Source organism: Spiroplasma endosymbiont of Dromius quadrimaculatus (assembly GCF_964031155.1).
Lineage (GTDB): Bacteria > Bacillota_I > Bacilli_A > Mycoplasmatales > Nriv7 > Nriv7.
Genome location: NZ_OZ035010.1, coordinates 881937 through 907417, shown reverse-complemented (window position 1 = coordinate 907417; position 25481 = coordinate 881937). Strand labels below are relative to the sequence as shown.

Below are 25481 nucleotides of genomic sequence, written 5' to 3'. Positions count from 1 at the left end.
AAATGAATAACTTTCAATTAATTAAAAAAATAAATTATGTGGCAGTTTTAATTGCCATGATGGTTGTATTATCGCAAACTATGCGAATCCAAATTATTCCAAGAACAACAATTCCATTATTTTTAATGTCTATTTTTCTAAGCGGATTTATTTTAAATTGATATTGATGTTTATTAGTCGGATTTATGGGCCATTTTCTATCTGATTTAACATTATGAGGTTTTACTGTGGGATCATTATGTTGAAATATCGGCACAGGCTTATTGGCAATTTCAATTAAACTAATTAATTGAATCAAAATAAATCATATTATTAAAATTATTCTAATTTTATTAGCAAACATAATTATTTATCTTCCGATTGATTTTGTGCTTTTTTGATTAAATTTAGGTGTTTTAAATATAGAACAAATAATTATCGGAATATTAATTACAAATACAATATTCTTGCCAATATTTTATTTATTAACATTAAAAATTATAAAAAGAGTAAAAATAATTTTATAGAGAAAGGAACTATCAAAATGAAAGAAACAGAAAAATATATAAGTTATCAAATTATGACAAGTAATTTAATTTTAACAAAACCTTATTATGATAATGGTCGCGTTTAGTTTTCTTAGGTATTTTTAAAAAAAGAAAAAATAATCATTTACTATAAATTATTTCAATATTCAAATTAAGTATACATTTCTTATGTATGCTTTTTGTTGTAAAAAATTATTTTAATATTGTTTTTATAAGCATTTTACTTAGTTTCTATAATCTTTTATTGAGATTATGTTTGTTAATATTAAATATTTTGTTTTATTACTTATTTTTCAAATAAAAAGGTAATCAATTTTTAGTTACTTTTCTTTCAAAATTATTTAAACCTTTTCCTACCTAACAAAACTTTATGCGTCCTATGATAATAAAGGTAGTAAATGAATTGAGTTAAGGATAAAAGATTTATTGTATCCTTATGCAAGTATTAATATAAATAATAAATATTGTAAATTACAATATAATAAGGAATATTGTTTTATTATAATTTTTAAAAATCAAAACTTTTATATCAAAAATAAAAATGGGAAAATTGAGGGCGAGGTTAATTGAGAAAAACTGCACCCTTTTTTGTTGGCGATGGATAAACAATGTTTAATTAAAAAAGCCGAGAAAAAACAAATACACCAAGAAAATTTAAAATATTTTAATGGTAATAAATTTCCGAAAAAAGACAATTAATTAGACAAAATAAAAATGAAATTTTTGATATTTTTTGGCAAAGCCAAAAGATATAATGAGTGGACTTTTGGCTTTTTAAATTTAACAAATTTTAAAGGGTAAAAATTTCCAAAAAAGGAGGAATAAAATATGGAAAAAGAATATAAATTTAGGTCATCACCGCCCATTGGAAAATATCAAAAATATATTAATGGTTCAGTTGATAAATTAATACGGCATAATTTTAGAATTAAAATACCTGAAAATGTTAACCCTGAATTTACAAAATATAATTTTTACTATGTTAATGGCATAAAAGAAAAAATAACTAATAATAAAGCTTTTGAAATTACAAAGAAAAAACGAAATGAAATAATGAAGTTATTAGAAAATGATTGAGACAAACAACAAATTAAATATAGTAAAAAACAAAAAACAAGTTTTGAAAATCATTGTGAAAAGAAAAATATTTATATAGACATTCTTTTGCCAGGAACAAGGCAAGAATGATTTGAAAAAATGGGAATATGTCAATTTACAGATATTCAAGTATGAGATCAATTTACTGGAACTCGTAAAATGGGAAAATTAATTTTTGAAAGTATTAATTGAAAAAAGTTAAATGAATGAGCTAATATTGAAATAAATTTTATGAAACAATGAATGAAAAATAATCTTGGTACAGATATGGGTTATCTATATTCAGCAGTCCATTTGGACGAAACAACACCCCATATTCATTTTGATTTAATTCCAATTAATAAAGGTTTTTCAAAAAAACTTAATGAAGAAAGATATACAATTAGTCAGAATAAACTTTTTGGTGGTAGTAATCGTTTTTTTACAATTAGACAAAAAGATGATTTACTAAACAAATTTCATCGCTACCCATGCTAATTATTTAACAAAAGCAGGTTATGAAATAGAACCTGGTGAAAATGGCGGTAAAGGTAGTTATAATGCAATGAATTTTCGACAAGTTAAAGAATTTGAACGAAATAAATTAGAAAATGAAATTAATAATCTATTTGATGAATACAAGTCAACCAAAGATAATATTAAAGAATTTAACAAAATTAAAAGTATTAGTGATGATTATGATAGTTTAATTTATGAAATTAAACAATATTTAAGATATGAAAATAATTTTACAGATTATGAAATAAACCAGTTAACTAAATATTTAGATTTAGCAGAAAAAATGAAATACTACAAAATTATAAATACTGTTGCTAACCCAAAAACAGCAGATTTTAAAAATATGAGTTTAATTGAACAAGAATTTAATGAAATGGTTTTTAAAATCAATCCGATTATGCAAAAAGGTTATGATTTGGTGAGCAGCCTAGAAAGAGAGTTATAAAAATATGTGAAATAAAATAAAAAAGAAAAAAATAAGTTTATTGATTTGTTTATGTTTTGTTCCAATCATTTTTATTTTTTGTTTAACATTATTTGGAATAGGTTATTCAATTTTTAATAATTGAAAACAAATGACAATATTTATCAACGAAATTAAGCAATTTAAAATATTATCCTGATGAAATTATATAATTAAAAGTAAATACGGATTATTAATAACAGTTGGATTAAGTTTAGCGTTTTATTGCTGATTTTTTTATTTTGTTTTATTTAGTAAAGTGAAGAATAAAGAAACTGCAATTAAAACAACCAATAAAATAGATTTTGGAGATAGTAAATGATTAAGTATAAAAGAAATTGATGATATTAGTGAAAAAGTTAATATCAAAGATAATTATAAAAATACAGGCTTTGTTTTTAATTGTAATAAAAACAAAAAATATTTATTGTTTAATTTAAAAAACAATATTCATAGTGTTGTTGTTGGCTCAACAGCAAGCGGAAAAACACAAGGAATAGTATTACCAACAATTTATTTAAACGGAAAATCAACCGCTAAACCAACTATGATCATAACCGACCCTAAGGGGGAATTATATAATTTAACCAGTGGGTTTTTAGAGGAAAATGGTTATAAAATAAAAGTTGTTGATTTTCGTAATTTAGAGAAAGGAAATACTTGAAATCCATTAAAAATAATTTATGATGACTTTATTAAAATGATAATAACAGATAATGAAAAAGATAAAATAAAATGAAAAATAAAATACCAAGATAAAATTAGAACATTTAGTCATATGTTAATTGTGAATAAAAATATTGAAAATAAATTTTGAAATAATTCAGCAAGAATGATTATTCAAGGAATTATTTTGGCAATATTAGAAGATTATGAAGATAAAATAAACAAAAATAATTTAACAACAGAAATCGAAGAAATTTTAAACCAAGAACTATTTTTTAACAAATTTAATATGGCATCAGTGGCAGCAATCGCTAGTTTTAAAAAAGATTTAGTTGAATGACTAAATAATCGAAAAAATACCAGCATTGCCAAAATCACTGCGAGCCAGGCTTTGGTTGATAGTAAAGAAAATCGGACACTAGATAGTATTTTGAGTACTATTTATGAAAGTTTAGAAATATTTAACAATGATTTTATTCGTAATTTAACATCCCAAAATGACATTAATTACAATGATTTTATCGAATATCCAACAGTTTTATACATTATATTTAGCGATGAAAATGATAATTACTATAAATTAATAGCAATATTAATTAGTCAAATTTATCAATTTTTAACAAATCACGCAAGTAAAACAACACAACGAAAATTAGAAAAACCAGTATATTTTATATTAGATGAATTTGCTAATTTAACAAAAATAAATAATTTTGAAAGATGAGTTAGCATTTCACGCGATAGAAACATCTTTTTTCAATTAATATTACAAGATATCAACCAATTAAAATTAAATTATGGTGATACAATAGCAAAAATTATTTTAAATGTAGAAACCATATACATATGACAAGATTTTGGTTTTTACAAACTTGCTGTTAATTAATAAATAAATATGAGCTCATTTATTTATTACAAGAAATATAAGGTTAAATTAATATTTATTATTTTTAGTTATGCCTTGTATTTTTTTGTGCCTTGATAATAATAAACTAAGTTAATTAGTAAACGAAGTTTACTAACAAATTTTGTTAAACATAAATGTTTAAAAAAATAAATATTTAACTTAGTTAGATAACTAAGCTAAATATAACTTAGTTTAATATAACTAAATATTGTAAGGATGGTATGTATATGAGAAATATTGAAAATATTTTTTTAAATACTGAAAAATATCTTTTAAAAGAAACACAAAATGCAGTACTTATTAAAGCACCAGCAATTCCGTGATTGTATGAATCTACTGGTATTTGGTTTTCGAAACGATTTGTTTATAAAGGAAAATATGAGAATTCTATTTGTATAGGAATAATTAGAGATGGTGAATATCGGTTAGTTTTTATTAATGATAAAGGTCAAGAGTCTAGTTTGATTTTAGGTCATGAGTTGTTAGGTTTTTTTGTTGCTGAAAAAGCATATGATAAAAAGGTTGTAAGTTTTGATTATTTTAAAAATTCATTTTAAAAATGTTTTACGGTGTTTTAAGAATAGGGGTAAATAAAAAAATATTTTAGTTAGTTTTTATGGTGTTTAAACGGCGCGGAAAGCGTATGCTCCGCCCGTTAATTATCTATGTTAGTTGAGTTTATTTAACTAAGTTATTGCAATTTTTTTGAGGAGTTTTAGAAATGAAAATGTGAGTTAATGTGGATGAGTCTGGCAAAGATTATTGTCAAGAGTTTATATATTCTATTAATAAAAAAACTGGATTAGAACAAAAAATTTGAGTGTCTAAATCTGCGGTTGAATCTGTTAGAACTGATTTAGTCGGTGATAATTGACTTTGTGTGTTGATATTGCATATTAAAAGATTAAAAAATTAAGGAGAAAAGAAAGATGAGTATATTTGGACTAGTGTTTTTTACGATTTTAACATTATTACTAGCATATTATATTGCAGTTAATATTTATCGTTTTTTTAAAGATAAAAAGAAATATGGTAGTGAAGCAAAGCAGTTGCCAAAAGATTTTACTTATTCACAACGAATATTTATTGCGAAATTTAAGAAAAATTTATTAGAAAAAGATGGAGAAGAAATTAACAAATAAAAAATATTTAGAATATTTTTAAAAGTATATAGATATGACTAAATTTAACTATAACACAAAAATAAATAAAATTAATCGAATTAAAAGTACAAAAAGGGTTAGAAAAATTAAAAAAATTAAAAAAATGTTAAAAATAGGAAAGATAAATTAAAAGGTAGGGAGAAAAAAGTGAAAGTATGGTATGGTATTGCTTCTTCTGAAGAAGAACAAAAGATAGATAGAGTATCGCAGTTATCTGTATATATTAATGGTGATAACAATACTAAACCTAATCGTGTATGAGCGCGTGATTATGGTGTTGGTCATGTAGAGATAGATATTTTTCATGATGTGTGGGTTTTTATTGATGCTATGTTATTAATTAAGGAAGTTGGTTGTTAAATGTTTAAAAAAATAATTGTTGAGTTAATTGAATTAATTTATCCAACTGCCGATTTACCACCCCAAGTTGTATTTTTGTTTTCAATTTTAATAATTATAATGCTCTTCTCAGCAATTATTTTTCTACTCTTTTGACCTTTTAAGCGGTAATTATTATGTTTTTAGCTGTTTGAAAAGATTTAAATTGAGAACAAATTAAACAGACTTTTTGAGATTTGTTTATCCAAATTACAATTATTCCGGTTCATATTACTGGAGATAAAGAAATTGATTTGACTAAGGAATTACTTTGACTTTTAATAGCAAATATTGCGTTTTGACTGGTATTAGTAATTATTGTCTTATTTATGGTTATTTTATTTTATAAAGTTAAATCTTATTTCTGTTAATAAATATAGAATAAATATTTTGTTTAGAGGGGAGGTGATTGTATGTTTGGAACTTTTTTAGTAGATGCACCGACAGTAGCTATTACTGGTGAACAAGCGGTTACTAAATTATGAAAAGCGTTAATTGGAGCGTTTGGTCACATTTGAACCGATATTATTGGTGGTAATATGCCAAATGTTGTTGATTTTTTTGCTACATATTGAGTTTTCTTGCTTGGAGTAATTATTGGTTTATTTTTAATTGCTTTTAAAATGTTTGAAAAATTAATGCCCGGTAGATAGTAATAAAAATAAAGAAAGTGTGATTTAAGTTATGCTATTGTTTAAGAAAATAAATTTAAGATTATATGATTTTGTGGCTTTAAATCGCACTTTATTTATTATTGCATGATTTTATGGTGTAATTTTGTATTATTATAATCCTCAAAGTTGACGAATGTTATTTGATATTATTTATTTATTAATTGCTTTGTATATTTTATATACTAAAATTTCTCATTTCTTTGCTCGCCGTAATTTTGTTAATTTTCTATTAAATTCACCTTTAAATTTGGTTATTGGTGCTTTAGGGACAGGAAAAACTGCTCTAATGGTTTTAGCTTCTTATTTGTTAAGTGGTTGAAAAACGATTTCTACTTTTCCGATTACAGATAAACAAATGCTTTCATTAGGGCATATGTCACTTTTAGATTATAATTATCCAATTTTAGATGAAAAACATTTACTGTTATGAGATGAAACTAACTTATTTTTAGAAGGAACTGATTATAAAGAAAATGATAGAGTAACCCAAGGTTTACAAGAATATTTCGCTTCGGCTCGCCAATTTACCCATATCGTATTAGCAAGTGGACAACGAGCTGAACATATATGGGTTAAAGTTCGTGATATTGCGAATTCAATAATTGTTGGCATTAGAAAAAAACCGGTTAGTATCTTTCGTCCTTATTTACAAGTTATTTATGGCACTTTTAAATCGGTAAGCGAATACGAGCAATGACGATTAACTTTAATTAATGCTAAAAATGATAAAAAAGGTCGCAAAATTAAGTATCGTAGCATTCCGGAATTAGACATTTATTTCTTTAAGTTGAAAATTCCGATATCAATTTTAAACCTTTATGATAATAAATATTTATCATTCTTGCGTGAATTAAGTAATCGTGCTTTGAATGATAATTATCAGCATAAATTTTGAAATGATAATGTAATGGATATTGAAGCATTAGAATATTTAAAAATGGAAAAATTCAGTAAGATACTTACTAAGTTAAAAAATAATTTGAAGAAGAAAAACAAGTAAAGGAGTTTAAAAAATGGAAAACTTAGAAAAAATGCCTAGTTTGATTGGCGATATGTTTTATAAAGTTTTTGATTTAATTTGAACTTTAACCATTCCCGGAACAGATATTCGCATTATTATTTTTCCGCTAATTATGCTTGTGATAAATCTTGTAATTGGTGGTATTTTAGGTATTCATATTGAACGACCAAAAGTTGGTTTTCGTAAAAAATATCAAAAATCAGTTGCTAATTGAGGAGTCAACAAACAAGTTGGTAATTTTCACCACAAAAAAAGCGGCCAAATTACCACAGTTAGACAAAATAAAAATTTTAAATCGTGAAATCAAAGGAGTAAATAAATGTGTTTAAATTAATAATATTATTTATTCTTGTTTCTGTTTTTTCTATTTTTGCTTTAGGTGATTTTTTAGGTTTATGAGCCTATGTGCGTGAGGGTTTAGAATATTTTAATAAAGTTTTATCAAAAAATATTAAAATTTTAGATTTGTTTAAACCAATGATAAGGTTATTTTCCCAACATCCGATTTTCCAAATTTTAGGAACGATTTGTATTTTATCAACAATATATTTAATTTTAAGAGGACCTACTGAATAAAAAAATACTTTGAAAGGAGTTAAAAAATGAAAAAGTTAAAGAAAATATTAAGTATTAAATGATTTAAAAGCATTTTAGGTTTTGTGCATTTTTTTATTATATTTCATACTGTTATGGTTATAATTTGAGTATTTTTAACAAGAATTAGAACTAACACAGATGAGTTTTTTAAAGATTTTATATTGTTTGATTTTCAAAATGTATTTTTTAAGGTGTATTTTTGATTATTAATGGTTTATTTGTTAATGACAGTTGTTAAGTTAATTATTAAGCGTTTTTATTTTAATAAAGTAGTTAGAAAACATCAAAAAGAAGTTATTAATATTTCTGAATGTCCATTATATTATGAATATAAATTTTCTCATGCTTTTAAAGCAATAAAAGAGAGTTTTAAGTCGTGATGAGATGCATAAGATTATTTCTTGATTTATTATAATGTTTATTGGTTTGGTGCCATTAGGGGTGTTCTTTGATACAAAACAACCACCAAAACCTAATATGGAACAATCCTTTATGAAACGAGAAAAACGAGCTACAAATCCCAGTCAATGTGGTAATAGTTGTGAATTAGAGTTTGCTAGCATTAAACAGAGTGCTTTTATTTATAATCCTTATTTTCAAAATAATTTTAATTCTAATCTCTTACAAGTTAAGAATCAGGGTTTAAATATTCCGTATGATATTTCAAGAAATGTTGGGGGTGGTTATTTTCCAAATCCTAGCCTTATTTTATTGGTTAAAGAAAAATCCAATGTTTATGATGAAGTTAATAATTTTTATCGTAATAATGGTACATATTCAAGTAATGCTTATGTTGTTGATAGCTTAGTTAAATTTAAAATTTCTATTTATGAATCAGAAGGTATATTTTATTTAAATTCATTTTCTGCCGAAATGCCCCCTTTACCCGAAAAAGAGAACGAGCAATTATTACCAACAGTAATAACTAAAAATGATGGTGAATATCAGTATAATCAGTTTCAAGATAAACTTGATTATTTAATGATACAACGCCGAGATTTTGATAAATTTAATTATAGTTATTTATATTGAGTCCCAATTTTTAATTTCTTTGACGATAATTTTAAATATATGAGTGAAATTTCAATTAAATTAAATGGTTTTAAACAAAATAGTAAATTTAATTTAAGTCGCAAAAACTCATATCCTAAACCTGATATGATGGAAAAAGTTATTTTTAGGGAACTTTCCTTTTCCAGTTTTGGTGATGTTATTACTATAAAAACTGAACATGGTAGCATTGTGGGTAATAACGAGTTTTTAGAAAATGGTAAATCAATTTTAAAATTTGGGTCAGTAACAAGTTTTGGAAGAGATTTTATCAACACCTTTTTCGGACAAATTAATTATTATGGTAATACTTTCCATTTTTTACGCTATGATGACAAATTAAAGGCTGATTTTAAACATTTTATACTTTATTATCAAAAAGATTTAACTATTGATTTTATTAATGGTTTATTTAACAAAATTTATAAAGTTTTAGGTGAGTTTTTTGTACAATTCTTTTATGCGAGTTTTGATACAGATACCTCTACTTATGTAGAATTAGATTACAAAGGAATGCAACAAATCCCTAAAAATGTTTTACAAATGGGTTTTTTCTATCGTTCCTTAATTACTTTTTATCCCAAACAGTATTTAATTAACTTTGGTTCAACAATGGAAAATAGTAAGAATATGATTTTTCGTTCCTATTTCTTTGTTAAAGATAAACAAATTGCCAATGGTTTTAATACTGGTAAAAGTTCTTATCAAATAGATTTTAATGTGTTAAAAGCATATGATAATCAATTATGAAACTCCACTAGTAATAAACTGCATTTTTATAATGCTAAAGTCGATGTCATGTATGGAATTAATATTTTTACACTAACTTTTCCACTATATAAAAAGAAAAACGAAAGCACTGAATATCATTATTCTTTATACGATTTTAACATTTTGAATTCAACAGCTTTTATTGGTGGCGGAATAAGCGGAAATATGGATGACTTAATTCCAACGCCCAGCTGTTCTTATTGGGGTTTATTTAGTGCCATATCGTGTGGCATTCAACATGCTTCTGTTAGCGTGTTAAATTGATTACTTGGTCTTTCTGGAATTAATCTTTTAATTCGTCCTCTTGCTGATATTGCCAAAACAACAATTAATTTTACGAAAACTGCTTTCCCAGTATTTGAAGTTATTCCGGCATTTCAGATGTTATTTGAATTTGTAGTGCCCTTAGCAATTTTGCTAATGATATTAAAAAAGTTTTCTTAAATGTTTCCAATATTTTTATATAAAATATAATTCCTTTGAAAGGAGGATTTTTATTTATGTGAAAATTTTTATCAGCTTTAAATTTAGTATGTATAATGTTTATCTCGGGATGTAGTAAAAATAGCAATGATTTAAAAAAATATGATTTAGAGTTTGCTAGCATTAAACAGAGTGCTTTTATTTATAATCCTTATTTTCAAAATAATTTTAATTCTAATCTCTTACAAGTTAAGAATCAGGGTTTAAATATTCCGTATGATATTCCAAGAAATGTTGGGGGTGGTTATTTTCCAAATCCTAGCCTTATTTTATTGGTTAAAGAAAAATCCAATGTTTATGATGAAGTTAATAATTTTTATCGTAATAATGGTACATATTCAAGTAATGCTTATGTTGTTGATAGCTTAGTTAAATTTAAAATTTCTATTTATGAATCAGAAGGTATATTTTATTTAAATTCATTTTCTGCCGAAATGCCTTATTAACTTTAGTAATTTAATAACCATTCTTGAAAATCGTATTTTTTGTAATACGGTTTTCTTAATTTAAGGAGTTTAAAAAATGAAATATATTATTTCCCAAGCTGATTTAGCAGATTTAAAAGCAAAAGTACAAAGTTGACTAAGTGCTAATTGCCGTAATCCTTATTACTATAAAACTAAAAAACGCATTACTGCCTATTTAAATTTATGCACTTATTTTTATATGGAAGAAACTACTTTAACAAAACTTATTAAAAAATATTTTAAGAATGCAACGAAAACCTTTTATCGTTGGGCGGAAAAAATTATGACTGCTTATTATTCTGATAATTTAGATTTGTTATTGTTTAAAACTACAAAACCACAAAATCTTAATTATCAATATAGTTTAAATTCTCGTGAAAAGGTATGTGATTTATATTTTGATTATAAAAATCTTCAAGCAGGTGGAATGTGGTCTTTATTTAATAATTTAAAAATCGGTTCTCACGATATTAAAAATTCAGAAGTTCCTAAAAATATCAAAACTTTTTATCGTTGAATTAAATCTGACCCTCGTTGAAAAGAATTAAAACAGCAAATCAAACAAACAAAACGCCATTTTAAGCGTTATGAAGTTTCTGAGATTGGTCTTTTACAAATGGATGCTAAAATTATTACCACATCAAATTTTCCGGTTGATAAAAAATATTACATTTATGATTTCATTGACGAAATGACACGGATAGTATTTGGTTATGTTTATGATAGTTTAGGAACCAATAACGCAATTAATGCCATGCAAAGAGCAATAAAAGATTTTAGCGAACTTGGTATAACAATTAAACGCCTTCGTACTGATAACGCTCCAGAGTTTACTACTACTAACTGAAGTAATAAAAAATCATACAAAGTAAAAGAAAGGCCTTTTACAACCTTTCTTTCGAGGAACGGAATTGTTCACGAAACCACACCAATCCGTTCTCCTCAGAGCAACGGAAAGATTGAACGATTCCATCAACATTATACCAAATTATTTTATTCTAAGGATAAAAAATTAAATCAAAATGAGCTTCAACATTATTTAAACAAATATTATTACTTTTATAATTTTGAACGCCGTCATTCATCTTTAAACAGTAAAACACCTTTTCAAAAATTGCAAAAATTTTTACTATTAGTTTCTTAAAATAAATGCACTGCCATTCGGTGATAATTTAATTTCTTAAAAATAATTCCGAGACTGCCTTTCTTAATTACTTCCAAATCCAAGGGGTATTTCAGGCTGTAATAGATGAAATGCTACCCACGCACCATTTCCATAATCATAAGAATTTAATCCTCATAAATTTAATGTTACTCATCCAGCAATTATAACCGCTACTGGTGCTAGTGGAGGGAATGCTTCTGCAATTTGTTGAGCTAGTTCAGTTATTGAATGCCCGCCTTCAATAAGGCTTTCAATTTCATTATGACTAAAATGTAGTCTGCAATAACCAAATCAATATCAATATGTTTCAAATCAAACTCCCGAATCTTTTAATTGATAACTATCAATTATTATTGGTTTATTGTAATTTTCTCTTTTATTTCTATTTAAATTTTCTAAATTATCAGCCTTTTGATAATTAATTTCATTTTTTGCTGGAGCTGAAGCGTTTCCAACAAGTCCCGCCATTCCGCTCCCTGCTATTGTTATTGTTCCTAAAATTCCTAGTAATTTTTTCATATTAATCAAATCCCTTTCGTGAATTTTTACTAATTAATAAAATTAATAACACCTTTTCCTTTCTCCAAATTTTAATCTACAGTCTTTTTACCTTGGAATTTAATTGTAAACTATTTTTGAAAATTTCTCGCATTATTTTATAATTTTTTGTCCCTTTTTTAAAAAATCTCTTGTGTTTGTCATAAGTCTGTGGTATATTACAAAAATTATTTTAAATAATTGTGGAATGCATATTTTCTTACACACCAACGATTTAGAAACAATTAAATATTATAGCGAATTATTTGGTACAAAAACAATCGAACAAATTAGTATCAATGAAAATAAAAGCAATATTAGTGTTTCAAAAAATTTAAAAAGCCATCCGCTAATGTTAACTAGTGAGTTAGCAAATTTAAAACAAAGACAAGGAATTGTTAAAATATCACGCTATAACCCAATGAAAATAACTTTAAAACTATGAAAAGATTTAAAGTTATCAGAAAAAACAAACCCATTTAAATTAAAAGAAATTGAATATATCAATTTCAATAAAGAATATTTTTATGATATTAAAAATAATAAAAAAGAAATGAAAGAAAATGAAACTAATGAATTTGCCAATTTAACAACAGAAGAAATTACAACAAATATTAATAATTTAAAAATGCAATTAAGAGAGTATGAAAATACAAATTACAAATCTATTCAAAATAAAACAATGATAAATTTACTTTTACAAAAAATCAAAAACCTTGAAATAGAATTAATCAAAAGACAAGAAACCAATAATTATTCTGAAAAGGAATAATTATTTTTTATAAATAGTAAGATTTCACAAAGTGGTCAAGCTGGAACACTAAAAAATAAACGAAGTGGGAGGATATCTGATAAGGTTAATCAACTAATTAAATTAGTACTACATGGGGCAGAAGAGTAGTCGCAAGTGATTAATTAAACCAATTCCTAAGGGAAACTATGCCTAAATGAAGACAAGCAATGAATTTATTTAACAAATAACTAATAATAAACAAAAAGAAAATAGAATAAGAAGGTTAATTAATTTCTCTCTTTCTCTCAATAAAAATATGACTATGACTGCTGACAAATTATTTGAAGCAGTATAAAATTTTACTATCATGCAATGATGATTTATAGGAGAAAAATATATGTTTTTAAATAGTTTGATAAAAGATATAAACTTTGTTGAAGAAGTAAATATTGATGTTAATTTCATAGAAAAACAAAAATTAAAAGAGAAATATGAAAACCTTGATCAAGAATTAAGAGAACAAAATTGTAATGGTAAAAATGGTTTTATTTTATGAGGAAAAAAAGATAAAACTATGAAAACTCCTTTTGGTAATATTATAATTAAAGTTTCTAGATTCCGTTATTATGATGATGAAAAAAATAAATTTAGAACAACAACTTTATTAAATAAATCAATTGGATTAAAAAATAATCAAACAATTATTTTAAGTGTTAAAATATCAATTTGAAAAGAAATGGATAGTGCTAAAAGACAAAGAGATATTAAGGATATGTTTCCGAAGTTAAAGATATCTAAGATGTCAATTACAAATATTAATAAAGAAGTTGATTTTGCTAAATTATTTAAAGAACAATTAAAAACAAAGACAGAAAAAATCAATGTTCAAACACCATATTTATATGCTGGTGTTGATGATTCTTTTAGTAATTTTAACAAAATATAAAAAAATAGAAAAAAACATGTTTAGAGTAGCGTATTTCCACACTGGATATGATGAAATAAAAAGCACTAAAAATAAAAATGTTTTAAGAGATAAAAAGATTTTTATCGTAATGAAATCAGTAAAAAATAAATATTATCTTATTAAAAAATATAAAAAAGAATTTTTACATTTTTTACATAAAAATTATAATATTGAAAATTGTAAATTAACTCTTGCAGGAGATGGGGCAACATGAATTCAAAAATTCGCTAATGAAATTGGTGCAATTTATATTTTAGATGAATTTCACCTAATGAAAGAATTAAAAACAATAGTTCCTTATCGAAGAAGAAAACTTACTAAAAATTTAACTGATAACGAAAAAATAAGAAAACAAATTTATTGAGATATGAATAAATTATTTAAAAGTGGCGACCCTGATGAAGCGATAAAATATTTAAAAAATTTAATAAAAATTAAGAACATTAAAGAACATCCATTTTTGAAAGATAAAAAAGAAGATATAAAAAAATTTATTAATTATATTAATAAAAGAAAAGATGGAATTAAGGTTTATAAAGAAGATTGATATAAAGGGTCATGCACTGAATCACAAATTTCGCATAATGTAAAATGATTAAAAGGATATGGCTCTAAATCATATAGTGAAAAAGTTTTCAAAAATATGATTGCAATGAAAATGGCGAAAGAAAACGGGGTTAATTTAATTGAGTTTTATCTTAATAAGTTAAATAAAAAACTGCAAAAAGAACATAGTTATTATTTTAAAAATAATGATAATTACCAATTTTTAATAAATAATAATATTTCTCGACAAGCACAAGCATTTATTTAAAATTTAAAAAAATTCAATAAATATTTATTAAATAATTTTTGGGATTATTATTTTTCGTTTGCAATTTTGTAATTTTGTGTTATGATAAAAATGGTTAAAAAAGATAAGTTTGTCTTTTTCTTAGTTAGTTTTATTTTAATAGATAAATATTTATTTAAATAAAACATCACCCACCGAATAATTTATGCCCTCTAATACCCTAATCAAGCTTTTATTATTGTTTTTGGTGATGTTTTAGTAGCAATGATTGCGGCGATTACAATTTTTGCTGGTATTGGAAACATTGCTGTTTTAGAAAATAAGAATTTTGAAGAAGTATTTGGTGCTGGTGAAACTTCGTTAGTGTTTAGTGTTTTTCCAAAGATATTTGCGGAAATTAATAATGTTACTTATGGTCTTGGTAATTTTCTCGGGATTATTTTCTTTTTAACGGTTTTCTTTGCTGGAATTTCATCATTAATTATGGCAACAGAGGGGGCAACATCACCGCTTCATTTAGATTTGAATGTTAAACGATTACCAGCAACAATGATTGTTGCTGGGGTGGCGATGGTGTTAGGATTTGTTTTAGTATTTAAAAATTCAGCATTGTTAATTGATGGCATTGCTTCGTGAGTTGCTGGTTTATGACAATTAATTATTGGTATTATTGAAATTATTGGAGTATGTTTTGTTTGAAAAAAAATTCAAATTATCTGTGATTATAATAATAAGAATTCTTGAATTAAATTAAGAAAGTTATTTAAGTTAACATTATTTGTTGTTGCACCGTTAGTGTTAATAATTAGTATTATTATGAATTTCTGAGTTTTTGTTAATAACATTATTAGTCAGCCCTTTATTTTTGCAGCAGTTGGTGGTATAATTGGTATAACGGTAGTTGTTATGCTTGCTTTTATATTAGCTTTTAATAAAGAGATTAAACAATTATTTCAAAAAATATGAAGTGAAAGGAAAAAAGGGTAATGTCAGGATTAGCTATTAGTATGATGGTATTTATTTTAACAAGTTTAGTTTTAGGATTTTTATTCTTTTTGTATCGTCAATATCAATGTCAAAAGCAAACAAAAAAAATGAAAGATGGTAATTAGTAATTAATTATCATCTTTTTATTTTATTTATGTGCTAAAATAAATTTTAAGAATGATGAAGGAGGTATATTTTACTAAAGATATTTTGTAAGGAAGGTTACTTAATGAATAGTTTTATATCAGTATTAAGTAGTATCACTATTGGATTAACAAGTGTGACGCAAGTAGCTTCTAGTAGAATACAATTAGTTAATCAAAAAAGTAATGTAGTATGTTTACAAACAATAAAAAAACCATCGCAAATGGATATATCAAATTATGATGCTACTGTTAAAGCAATATTTAATTTTGATATTAAACCATTTAGAGATGCGAAAGTATGAACAGAATCTTATAATGCTGGTTGAAAATTTTGAAATTCAGGTTTAAAAATTGTTTTTAATAAACAAACAGTACAAGCCACAAAAGAGGTTTTACGATTTAAAAATATTTCTAGTTATTCGGATATAAAAAATACTTTGACAATATTTTTTAGTAAATATAATAATCTTAAACAAATAATAAAAAATCATTCGCAAAACTTTCATATGATTCAAAAGGCGTTTAAAGATTTTTTAATTGTGCTTTTTGATATTGTTCCGCAAGATAAAAATATTGGTATGAAATTAGTTGAAGATTATTGACCATTTTTAAGTGAATATGCTCCTAACATTGTTAATTTATTATTAAAAGAACAAGTTAGTAGTATTATGAAAGTATTAAATCAGATTAATAATGTCTTTAATAGGCTTAATAGCATTTTCTTTTTAGGAATACCTACTGTGATTTTAGGAGCGATTTATAAATTAGCATCAAGTTTTTTTATAAATATGATTAAGATCGATCAAGGAAAGGGAGTATATTTCTTTATTAGGTTGTATATTTATCCTGAAGGTTTTGAACCGTTATAATAAATAAAAAGATTTTCTTGAAAGGTAACAGTTAGTTTAATTGTTACCTTTAAATTTAATATGAAAAATTGGTAATCTTGTAATATTTACATATCTTGGACACCGGTCAAGAAAAATTATTTTTAGCGAAAGTTTGAGAAATGTTTTATAATTAAATTCCAAACCAAGAATATTTTAAATTAAAATTTGGAGAAAGGAATTTTTATTGTTTAATTTGCTTTGTATTAATTTAAATATCTTTGCACATATAAATGTCAATATATTAATAACAAGTAAAAAGGAGTATACAAGATTGAAAAAAATATTAAATTTATTAGGTGCAGTAAATTTAGTTGCCATTGGATTAATTTCAGTTGTTAGTTGTGGTAGTAGCAGAGCTAAAATTAACCCAATTGCTAAACCAAAATCAGCAGAAGAAACAATTAATGATGACCCGACATTAGGTGATTCTAATCCTAATAACTTCAAATTTGATCTAAGTAAAATTAGTCAAAAAAAAATATTATTAGATGAAACATCTAATGATGAATTTTTAACAAAACAGTCAATTCTTGAAACAGACATTAGTGAAAAAGTAAAAAGGGCAGTTTTAGAACTTTTAAAAGAAAATGATAATTCTTTAACTGAAAATGATTTTATTGTTGATTTTAGTCAAAATTTTCCAGTTGACATAAGAAATGAAACAAATATTAATATTAAAGCAAAAGTTAGTGAAAAAAATAATAATAACAATAATGCCGAAATAATAATAAATATTAAAAGAGGGTTTTATACAGATGTTAAAATTATATCAATTGAATCTCCTCAAAAAATAATTGCTAACGATCCAACAAAAGTTACTAAAGAAGAATTAAAAACAGCATTATTGCCAGAAATTTTAAAAGCATTAGAAAAATTAAATCCTGGATTTCCTAATACTGTAAATAAAAATTATATATCAATCAAAAAATTTGAAATAGAAGATATAAATTTTCCCCTTGATTTATCTTCTGAAAAAATATTAACAAAGTTTAATATTAATTTTGAATTTATAAGTGGTGTGCTACCAGTTTTAGTGTTTGCTCCAAACATAAATTTAAATAATTTTAAATTACCGATGGCATTAAAAAATTAGTTAAATATAAAGAAGGATTGTAAATTTTGATTTATTCTTAGAAAGAAAGGTTATAAAAGACCTTTCTTTTTATTACTTTGATTAGTAGTAAATTTTTTAGTTGGATTTTTTATATCTTAGAGAGGAACTTATTTAAATAAAAGTGGTTAGTTAAGAGTATAAAAAATTAAAAATCTTAAAATGATAAATTAATAATGATTAAATTTAATTATGTAATAATGTCTAGAAAAAAAAGAATTTTTCACTTTATTTTATATTAAAATAAAAATGTTTTTAAAATATTAAATTATTTGGTAAGGAAAGAAGGAATGTTAAGGTGAAAAAAATATTATCAATTTTAGGAATGACTAATTTTACAGTAATATGAACAAGTTTAATTATTTCTTGTGATGATAAATTAACAAAACCAATAGAACAACCAAAACCAATAGAACAACCAAAACCAATAGAACAACCAAAACCAATAGAACAACCAAAACCAATAGAACAACCAAAACCAATAGAACAACCAAAACCAATAGAACAACCAAAACCAATAGAACAACCAAAACCAATAGAACAACCAAAACCAATAGAACAACCAAAACCAATAGAACAACCAAAACCAATAGAACAACCAAAACCAATAGAACAACCAAAACCAATAGAACAACCAAAACCAATAGAACAACCAAAACCAATAGAACAACCAAAACCAATAGAACAACCAAAACCAATAGAACAACCAAAACCAATAGAACAACCAAAACCAATAGAACAACCAAAACCAATAGAACAACCAAAACCAATAGAACAACCAAAACCAATAGAACAACCAAAACCAATAGAACAACCAAAACCAACTAATGAGTCACTAACTAATACTAAAATTAAGATAAATAACATATTTGTAAAAAATCCATCTAATGTTACTCAAGAAGAATTAAATAAAATATTACTACCGGAAATTACAAAAAAAGTTAAAGAAATTGATAATGCAATAAATGAAAATCATATAAGTTTTATTTTTAAAGATGTCTTTTGAAATGAAAATCATATAAGTCTAAAAGAAAAAAAGGATATTAAAATTGATCTTTTGGTTTTAACAAAAGATAAAATGAATATAAATTTATACAAAAATATAACTATTAGTCTTCCAATTGCAGAAAAAATATAAAGAAAATAAATTAAGGGGAAATTAATTTATAGGTTTTTGAATGCAATCATCGTGATTTTCTAAGTTTTTAATATGCAAGCACCAGCGACATATTTTATAATTTGTCGTTTCTTTTAAAATTAAAAATCGTTTTTATCACAAGAATTGCAGATTCCAATTGTATGGTTTTAATCAATTGAACACTAAACATTATTTTCTATCTCCCCAAAAATTTATTTTTAATATCAAAAAACTAACCTCCCAAAAATTTTATAAAAACCATTGTACGAAACATATATGGTTTCTACATAAAATTAGCAATCTTGTAATATACCACAGACTTATGACAAGCACAAGCGGTTTTTTAAAAAAGGTCGCGTTTAGTTTTCTTAGGTATTGCTTTGAAGAAGTAAAACAATCAGCTAATTATATTATTTAATTACTAAACTAACCATACCTTTCTTGTTGTTGTCATTTTTATTCGTTTTCATTTTATCACATTATTGAATTTTTACACAATAAAAAATTATTAATTTTATTAAATTAACACTAACTTATCTAAATTTATGTTTTCTATATTTATTTGTATATACAATACTACCCTTATTAATTCAACTATCATCATTTTTATCATTATATTTATTTCATAATGAATTTTTATATATTTCTTTTCTGATTTCTATTTCTGAATTAATATTTTCATTAATGTAATGTAATACATTTAATTTGTTTAAATTTGCCATTCTTAAATGTAATAGGTTATTTAAATTCTTATGATTATATATTTTTGCTCCATATCCTAATTGTTGTTTTATTAAATGTGATACATCACTTTCAATGCTACAACCGATATTTCACTCCAAATTTTGATTATGAATACCGTGCTTATTGTTTTTGAAATAATTACTCGCCTTTCTTAAATTTGTTTTAATAACTTTATTTAATTCATTATTAGCAATATCACGAATGTTTTTCACTAATTTTTGATGATTTCCATTTTTATATAATTCAATTCAAATATTTAGTGTTACTTTACGATTTTCAAAAACAATATTAAATGCAGTTTGTTTTAATTTTTTAATAGTGTGATAACCATCTAAAATATATCTAACATTACCAAAACTATTAGCAATTTCTCTAATTCAAGTATCACCATCGCCACAAACAATTATTTTGTTATAATTAATATTTACATAATATTTTTGTAATTCCTTAATTAATAAATCACGATAATCCATCGTATTTATTCGTTTGCCAACTTTTAACATTAGAAAATGACCTCGTTTGTTTTTTAATTCTCTACGAGCATTTTTATAATTTTTTTCTTTATGTCCGGTATGAAAAGTAACTAAACGAATTCTTTGGTCTTGTTTAACTTTCTTATCTAATGTCGCTAAAAATGTCTCATCTAGTTGAATATATAAATCCTTATTTTTAACATCAATTCTAGTTTTAGTTTCTTTTTCTGCTAGTTGAAAATATTCAACAATATCATATTTATTTAAAATATTCGAAATACTAGCTTTTGAAATATAACAATGATTTAGAGCATCTAAAACATCACGATAGCGTTTGCCATCACCCAGAAGACTTAAAACTTTAAATTGGACATCAAAATAAATGCGTTGTTTAGGCAATAAACCAATTTCTTTATCTAATAAACATACATATTCAAATTTACCTGATTTTTGATTTCAATATTTATATCGGCGTCGCTTAAAAACAACTTCACCAAAAATTGTAATAATTGTTCTTGTTGCAAAATGAACTACTTTATAACCTTGTTTTAACCGATAATGATATTTATATAAGTATTCATCTAATTTTTCATATTCATTAGCTAATTGTTCACATTTGTTAGTGTACATATTTTTATGGGTTGCGAATAAACTGAATCAATGCTTGTTTTCTAAGGTTTTTACATTATTATTAATTTCTAACATAAAAATTCACCTTTCTTGGTAGAGTAATTTTAATAAAGTTAAATTTAGTTAACTTATTTTTCTTTTTTAAGGATAAATGATTTTCTAGAATTAGTATTCAATATTCTGAAAAAATGATAGAAATTCTTATTTGATGATATATAATCAAATTCCAAAGTGAAAAAATTGTAGACTAATATTTGGGGAAAGGATGTTAATTATTTAGTAAATTTTATTAATTTAGTAAAAATTTAAGAAGAGGATTTGATTAATATGAAATAATTACTCGCTATGTTGACAACAATTACAAGCTTATCAAGCATAACACCAATAGTCTTGGCAAATGCTCCAGTGAAAATACAAGAAAATAAAAATTTAGTAACATCAATACGTACTAAAAGACAAGTATTATTAACAAATTATTACTCTAAACAAAAAATTACTGGGATAAGTGATATTGAATCATATTATGGTAGTACAACCGATAAAGAGGGCAATTTTTATTTTGCAACAAGAAATGGGTTTTATGTAATAAAAAGTGGTACAATAATCGCTGAAAAAGTTGTGGGTATAAATGATAGTACCATCGGTGGATTAATTATGGCTGATAAAAATAATAATGTTTATTTTGGAACAACACAGGGTGTATATAAATTAAAACCAGGGATGATAATACCAGTAAAAATCGATGGAATTAATAATGGAATGGTAGGAATTATTGATAGTAATGATAATGTTTATTTTGGGACAAATAATGGTAGCGGTGCTTATGTTTTAAAATATGGTGAAAGTAGAGCAAAACAAATATACGGGATGTCTAATAAAACATTTTTTACCGTTAATAACGATAAAGAAAATAATACTTATTTTGGAACAAGCGATGGAGCCTATATTTTGAAACTTAATCATACTACTGCCACAAAAATAGTTGGAGTATATGGCCATGTTTATTATTTTGTAGTTGATTCAAAAAATAATGTTTTTATTGGAACACAGAATGGTTTGTATATAAAAAATGGTGAAATGAGTGCTATAGCATTTGAGGGAATGTCACATAATATTCGTTCTGTTTTAATTGATGATAATGATAATTTTTATTTTGGGACAAATAATGGTTTTTACTTGCTAAAATGTGGTGAAACAAAATCTAAAAAAATTAATGGTGTAACTGGAGAAGTTCACTCGATTGTTTTGGGTCACAAAAATGTTTATTTTGGAACTAGTAGCGGTGCTTATGTGTTAAAGAACAATGAGTTGTCAGCAACCAAAATTAATGAAATAGGCAATAAAATTATTGGAGTTAATAGAATTATTTTTGATAAAAATAATTCTAATATGTATTTTTTAACTTATAACGATGGTATTTTTAAAATTAAAAATAAATATCAATTAAATGATGTTATTAAAATAAATAATTTAAAAATTGATAATAATTCTGATAAATCTATTTTAAATGAATTTAATTATTTAAATCCTAGTTTAGATATTTCACAATTAGAAATTAAAGAAAAAGATAACATATCAGCAACAATTAAAACTAAAGAAAATAGTGATAAATACTTTGGCGAAAAGAAAATATATTATTCAATAAATAATCAAACAAATAGAATAATTAATTTGGATGAATTAATTAAAAAAGGTATATTTTTGGGTTTTAGAGATAAAAATAAAGAAAATATTGTAAAAGAAATTAAAAATATTAATATAAATAATTTAATATATTCAAATGTAACAGTAACAAAAAATATTGAACCAATAATTAATAAAACTAATGAAAATATTTGTTCTGGTAAGACAATTTTAAAAAATGATTTACCAACAGAACAAAAATTAAGAACATCAAATTGTAAATATACAATTCAAGAAATAAAAAGTTTACAAATTACAATAGGTTTAAGTAAAACAACTGGATCACAAACAAATTCAGAAGTTAGTTCTGGTTTTGCTAATTCTAATAGTTCAACTAGTAGTTCACAAGTTGGACACAGTAAAATTGATTCATCCTCAAAGTCATGAGAAGCATCAGGTAATGCTGGTTTTAGTTTATTTGGTTTTAGTATAGGTGGTTCTGGTGGCGGAGGTGGTGGAACATCTTCTACAAGTGAAACAAGTTCATTGACATCATATAGCTCTACTCAAGATATTACTAAATCAATTCATAATTCTTTTTCAAATTCAATTTCATTATCAAATAGTTTTGACTTGGGAAATAGTCAAGAAATGCAAAATATAAAAATTTTTGAATTAGAATTACCTTTCCAAGAAATTAATGTTGAAGGTAATCAAACTATTGAAGTTAGTACTTTTTTAGATAAAGTATTAGCACAAATTATATTAAATTTAAAACAAAATATTAATGGTGAGATTAATGCAGAAATAATAAATGAAAATAACGAAAAAACTATATTTGAAATTTCAATTAAGGAAATTATGCAAAAATTAAAACAATATAATCTTTTGCCACAAGAAATTATTATAAATAACGACAACAATATAACTTTTAATGGAGAAGCTAATTTGTCTTATCAAGGTTCTACTATTGGAAAAACTAAATTAACAGAAATTGAAACATTTTAAAAGGAAGGAAGGATGTATATTATAAAAAAACTATTAAGAATACTTGGTTCAATAACATTCTTAAGTACTGTACCAATACCAATTATGGCTGTAAAAATAATATCTTTAAAAAATCAAAATAAGCAAACTGATTTAGATGTTAATTTAAATAATGATAAAAATTCAAAAAAAATCATCCAAGGAAGAGTTAAAAAACCAATTTCTAATATAACTAGAAGATCAAGCAGTTTAAAAAAAGTATTTGCTAAAATTAAAAAATCTAGTAATTTTTCTTCTAAAAATAGAACACACCCGGCTTCAAAATATGGAACTTATATAAACTTTTTAAGAGAAAGCACAAATTATTTTGAAATTACTAAAAATGTTGAAAAATTAGAAGGAGTTATTAATACAAATTACCCAAACAAAAAAGTATTTAAATTAAAAAATGGTATTGATAAACATAAAATTATTCCATTAAGTAATGAAAATCATGAAATTGAATTAGTTTTTGATACAAGTAATTTATATTTAGAGGGAATTATTAATATTGATAAAAATCATAATAAAACATATTGATATTTTTCTGATTCAAAAATAAAAAATTTAGATAATAACATTACTTCAGAATCTCTTCATTTTTCAGGAAATTATAGCAGTTTAGTAGGTGAAGATACAATAGAAATTAGTAGAAAAAATATTAATAACTCTATTAGTAATTTAAGTAATATCACCAAAGAAAATAGGCATACTATTAAAAATGATTTAGTACGAACTGTTTTTATAACATCAGAATCAATGCGGTTTTTTTCTGTTAGAGATAGTATTAAGAAAATTTTAATTGATGATAATAAAAAAGTTATTTGACAAGATCATAAAAATACTCTTAACGATTGGGGTAAATATAGCAAAAAATATTATGAAATGATAGAAACAGGAATTACTCCAGAAAACGAAGAAGAAAAAATAATTAATATTGCCGTTTTAGCTCCAAAAGATTACGAAAAATAAGAGACGGGTCAAAAGAATAATCAAAAAATGAAAAAGTTATTATTAATTTTAGGTCTAATTGGGGCAAAGGCAAAAGTATAATCAGTTTAATTTCTCGTGAAAAATAAGCAAACTATTCAAACCAGTAATTTCAATTAATTACCGGTTTTTATTTTGTCAAAATAGAAAAAATGAAAAAGTTGTTTAGTTGTTCAAAGGTGTTTTTATCGTAAAAAGCCATCTTTCTTTGGGTAGTTTACAGTTTTTAAAATATTGAACGATGCCAATTCAAAATTGGGGTAGTGTGATTTCACATTTAATGATAAAATTTGAGAACAGAGCAGAGTGAATTTAAGTTAATTACTTAGAGACACAGTTAATTGTACAGTCCCTTTAAAATTATGTTGAAAATTAAATTCTAATCAATTATAAAAATTCCGTGTTTTAATTATTTTACCTTTGATATTTGTTACTTTTAAGTCACCGTTTCTTCCAAGATTATCAGTTTTTAATGTGCTTATTCCTTCTTCATCTAAATAAATATAACTATTTTTCATAGCTAATGTATTTTTAAAATCAATTGGTAATTTATTTAATCCGCTTTCATTTTTATCAAATTCACTTAAGGCTATACTAAAATTTTGTCTAAATCCGTCTCACATTCAATTAATTTTTGCTTTTAATAAAGTAAATTCGTATGTTTCATTCTCAACTTGTAATATTGTTTTGTTTTCCTTTTTAGAACATCCACCTATTGACAATGTTGTTAGCCCCAAAAGAGCTATTGTATTTAAAAATTTCATA

31 protein-coding genes are annotated in these 25481 nt (G+C 24.2%); 28 read left to right on the top strand and 3 right to left on the bottom strand.

Going from position 1 to position 25481, the window contains the following annotated elements; all coding sequences use genetic code 4:
• Positions 1-2 precede the first annotated feature (2 nt).
• The 18 genes from AAHM88_RS05120 to AAHM88_RS05035 all read left to right on the top strand — a co-directional run bounded on the left by AAHM88_RS05120 (position 3) and on the right by AAHM88_RS05035 (position 11907).
• Positions 3-506, top strand: coding sequence for an ECF transporter S component (locus tag AAHM88_RS05120; RefSeq protein ID WP_342262448.1), 504 nt, complete (start codon positions 3-5; stop codon positions 504-506).
• Between the two features lie 447 nt (positions 507-953).
• The gene (locus AAHM88_RS05115) at positions 954-1226 is read left to right on the top strand and encodes a hypothetical protein (protein ID WP_342262447.1); all 273 of its coding nucleotides are present in this window, start codon (positions 954-956) and stop codon (positions 1224-1226) included.
• A gap of 129 nt (positions 1227-1355) precedes the next feature.
• Positions 1356-2102 (top strand): plasmid recombination protein, encoded by a 747-nt coding sequence (locus AAHM88_RS05110; RefSeq protein ID WP_342262446.1) that lies wholly within the window; start codon positions 1356-1358, stop codon positions 2100-2102.
• 67 nt (positions 2103-2169) lie between these two features.
• Positions 2170-2568 (top strand): hypothetical protein, encoded by a 399-nt coding sequence (locus tag AAHM88_RS05105; RefSeq protein WP_342262445.1) that lies wholly within the window; start codon positions 2170-2172, stop codon positions 2566-2568.
• Between the two features lie 4 nt (positions 2569-2572).
• On the top strand, positions 2573-4138 hold the full coding sequence (locus AAHM88_RS05100) for a type IV secretory system conjugative DNA transfer family protein (RefSeq protein ID WP_342262444.1): 1566 nt from the start codon (positions 2573-2575) through the stop codon (positions 4136-4138).
• Positions 4139-4386: 248 nt separating this feature from the next.
• A complete protein-coding gene (locus AAHM88_RS05095; RefSeq protein WP_342262305.1) occupies positions 4387-4716 on the top strand; it encodes a hypothetical protein in 330 nt (109 codons plus the stop codon).
• A gap of 59 nt (positions 4717-4775) precedes the next feature.
• Positions 4776-5075: a hypothetical protein gene (locus tag AAHM88_RS05090; protein WP_342262443.1), complete on the top strand. Its 300-nt coding sequence runs from the start codon at positions 4776-4778 to the stop codon at positions 5073-5075.
• Between the two features lie 13 nt (positions 5076-5088).
• The gene (locus AAHM88_RS05085; RefSeq protein WP_342262442.1) at positions 5089-5301 is read left to right on the top strand and encodes a hypothetical protein; all 213 of its coding nucleotides are present in this window, start codon (positions 5089-5091) and stop codon (positions 5299-5301) included.
• Between the two features lie 168 nt (positions 5302-5469).
• Positions 5470-5682 carry a hypothetical protein gene (locus AAHM88_RS05080; protein WP_342262441.1) on the top strand — a complete coding sequence of 71 codons (213 nt, stop codon included), beginning with the start codon at positions 5470-5472 and terminating at the stop codon, positions 5680-5682.
• 155 nt (positions 5683-5837) lie between these two features.
• Positions 5838-6071 (top strand): hypothetical protein, encoded by a 234-nt coding sequence (locus AAHM88_RS05075; protein ID WP_342262440.1) that lies wholly within the window; start codon positions 5838-5840, stop codon positions 6069-6071.
• 42 nt (positions 6072-6113) lie between these two features.
• Positions 6114-6353 (top strand): hypothetical protein, encoded by a 240-nt coding sequence (locus tag AAHM88_RS05070; RefSeq protein WP_342262439.1) that lies wholly within the window; start codon positions 6114-6116, stop codon positions 6351-6353.
• Between the two features lie 31 nt (positions 6354-6384).
• On the top strand, positions 6385-7374 hold the full coding sequence (locus AAHM88_RS05065) for a hypothetical protein (protein ID WP_342262438.1): 990 nt from the start codon (positions 6385-6387) through the stop codon (positions 7372-7374).
• A 13-nt stretch (positions 7375-7387) separates the two neighbouring features.
• Positions 7388-7714: a hypothetical protein gene (locus AAHM88_RS05060; protein WP_342262437.1), complete on the top strand. Its 327-nt coding sequence runs from the start codon at positions 7388-7390 to the stop codon at positions 7712-7714.
• Positions 7715-7716: 2 nt separating this feature from the next.
• The gene (locus AAHM88_RS05055) at positions 7717-7971 is read left to right on the top strand and encodes a hypothetical protein (RefSeq protein WP_215825736.1); all 255 of its coding nucleotides are present in this window, start codon (positions 7717-7719) and stop codon (positions 7969-7971) included.
• Between the two features lie 26 nt (positions 7972-7997).
• On the top strand, positions 7998-8384 hold the full coding sequence (locus tag AAHM88_RS05050) for a hypothetical protein (RefSeq protein WP_342262436.1): 387 nt from the start codon (positions 7998-8000) through the stop codon (positions 8382-8384).
• A complete protein-coding gene (locus AAHM88_RS05045) occupies positions 8377-10257 on the top strand; it encodes a hypothetical protein (protein ID WP_342262435.1) in 1881 nt (626 codons plus the stop codon). Before AAHM88_RS05050 ends, AAHM88_RS05045 begins: the two co-directional genes overlap by 8 nt.
• 56 nt (positions 10258-10313) lie before the next feature.
• Positions 10314-10742, top strand: coding sequence for a hypothetical protein (locus AAHM88_RS05040; protein WP_342262434.1), 429 nt, complete (start codon positions 10314-10316; stop codon positions 10740-10742).
• A 76-nt stretch (positions 10743-10818) separates the two neighbouring features.
• Positions 10819-11907: a DDE-type integrase/transposase/recombinase gene (locus tag AAHM88_RS05035; RefSeq protein ID WP_342262433.1), complete on the top strand. Its 1089-nt coding sequence runs from the start codon at positions 10819-10821 to the stop codon at positions 11905-11907.
• A 63-nt stretch (positions 11908-11970) separates the two neighbouring features.
• Here the strand turns inward: AAHM88_RS05035 and AAHM88_RS05030 are convergent, their stop codons facing one another.
• A complete protein-coding gene (locus tag AAHM88_RS05030; protein WP_342262432.1) occupies positions 11971-12447 on the bottom strand; it encodes a hypothetical protein in 477 nt (158 codons plus the stop codon).
• Between the two features lie 226 nt (positions 12448-12673).
• Here AAHM88_RS05030 and AAHM88_RS05025 point away from each other — a divergent pair, with 226 nt between their 5' ends.
• From AAHM88_RS05025 to AAHM88_RS04990, 8 genes are all read left to right on the top strand, one after another.
• On the top strand, positions 12674-13237 hold the full coding sequence (locus AAHM88_RS05025) for a type IV secretory system conjugative DNA transfer family protein (RefSeq protein WP_342262431.1): 564 nt from the start codon (positions 12674-12676) through the stop codon (positions 13235-13237).
• 358 nt (positions 13238-13595) lie between these two features.
• Entirely contained in the window at positions 13596-14144 is a 549-nt protein-coding gene (locus AAHM88_RS05020) for a hypothetical protein (RefSeq protein ID WP_342262430.1), read from the top strand.
• Positions 14113-14979, top strand: a complete 867-nt coding sequence (locus AAHM88_RS05015) for an Mbov_0401 family ICE element transposase-like protein (RefSeq protein WP_342262429.1) — start codon at positions 14113-14115, stop codon at positions 14977-14979. The genes AAHM88_RS05020 and AAHM88_RS05015 overlap by 32 nt, the downstream gene beginning before the upstream one ends.
• 243 nt (positions 14980-15222) lie before the next feature.
• Positions 15223-15945, top strand: coding sequence for a hypothetical protein (locus tag AAHM88_RS05010; RefSeq protein ID WP_342262428.1), 723 nt, complete (start codon positions 15223-15225; stop codon positions 15943-15945).
• Complete coding sequence (locus AAHM88_RS05005) at positions 15945-16070, top strand: hypothetical protein (RefSeq protein ID WP_338968747.1); 126 nt, start codon at positions 15945-15947, stop codon at positions 16068-16070. Before AAHM88_RS05010 ends, AAHM88_RS05005 begins: the two co-directional genes overlap by 1 nt.
• A 104-nt stretch (positions 16071-16174) precedes the next feature.
• On the top strand, positions 16175-16960 hold the full coding sequence (locus AAHM88_RS05000; RefSeq protein ID WP_342262427.1) for a hypothetical protein: 786 nt from the start codon (positions 16175-16177) through the stop codon (positions 16958-16960).
• Positions 16961-17252: 292 nt separating this feature from the next.
• Positions 17253-18074, top strand: coding sequence for a lipoprotein (locus AAHM88_RS04995; protein WP_342262426.1), 822 nt, complete (start codon positions 17253-17255; stop codon positions 18072-18074).
• Between the two features lie 316 nt (positions 18075-18390).
• Positions 18391-19230, top strand: coding sequence for a hypothetical protein (locus tag AAHM88_RS04990; RefSeq protein WP_342262425.1), 840 nt, complete (start codon positions 18391-18393; stop codon positions 19228-19230).
• A gap of 533 nt (positions 19231-19763) precedes the next feature.
• Here the strand turns inward: AAHM88_RS04990 and AAHM88_RS04985 are convergent.
• The gene (locus AAHM88_RS04985) at positions 19764-21152 is read right to left on the bottom strand and encodes an Mbov_0401 family ICE element transposase-like protein (protein WP_342262249.1); all 1389 of its coding nucleotides are present in this window, start codon (positions 21150-21152) and stop codon (positions 19764-19766) included.
• A 330-nt stretch (positions 21153-21482) separates the two neighbouring features.
• Between AAHM88_RS04985 and AAHM88_RS04980 the strand changes: the two genes are divergently transcribed.
• Both AAHM88_RS04980 and AAHM88_RS04975 read left to right on the top strand, forming a co-directional pair.
• Complete coding sequence (locus AAHM88_RS04980) at positions 21483-23708, top strand: hypothetical protein (RefSeq protein ID WP_342262424.1); 2226 nt, start codon at positions 21483-21485, stop codon at positions 23706-23708.
• Positions 23709-23720: 12 nt separating this feature from the next.
• Positions 23721-24698, top strand: a complete 978-nt coding sequence (locus AAHM88_RS04975) for a ribosome-inactivating family protein (RefSeq protein ID WP_342262423.1) — start codon at positions 23721-23723, stop codon at positions 24696-24698.
• 335 nt (positions 24699-25033) lie between these two features.
• Here the strand turns inward: AAHM88_RS04975 and AAHM88_RS04970 are convergent, their stop codons facing one another.
• On the bottom strand, positions 25034-25480 hold the full coding sequence (locus AAHM88_RS04970) for a hypothetical protein (protein WP_342262246.1): 447 nt from the start codon (positions 25478-25480) through the stop codon (positions 25034-25036).
• Position 25481 lies beyond the last annotated feature (1 nt).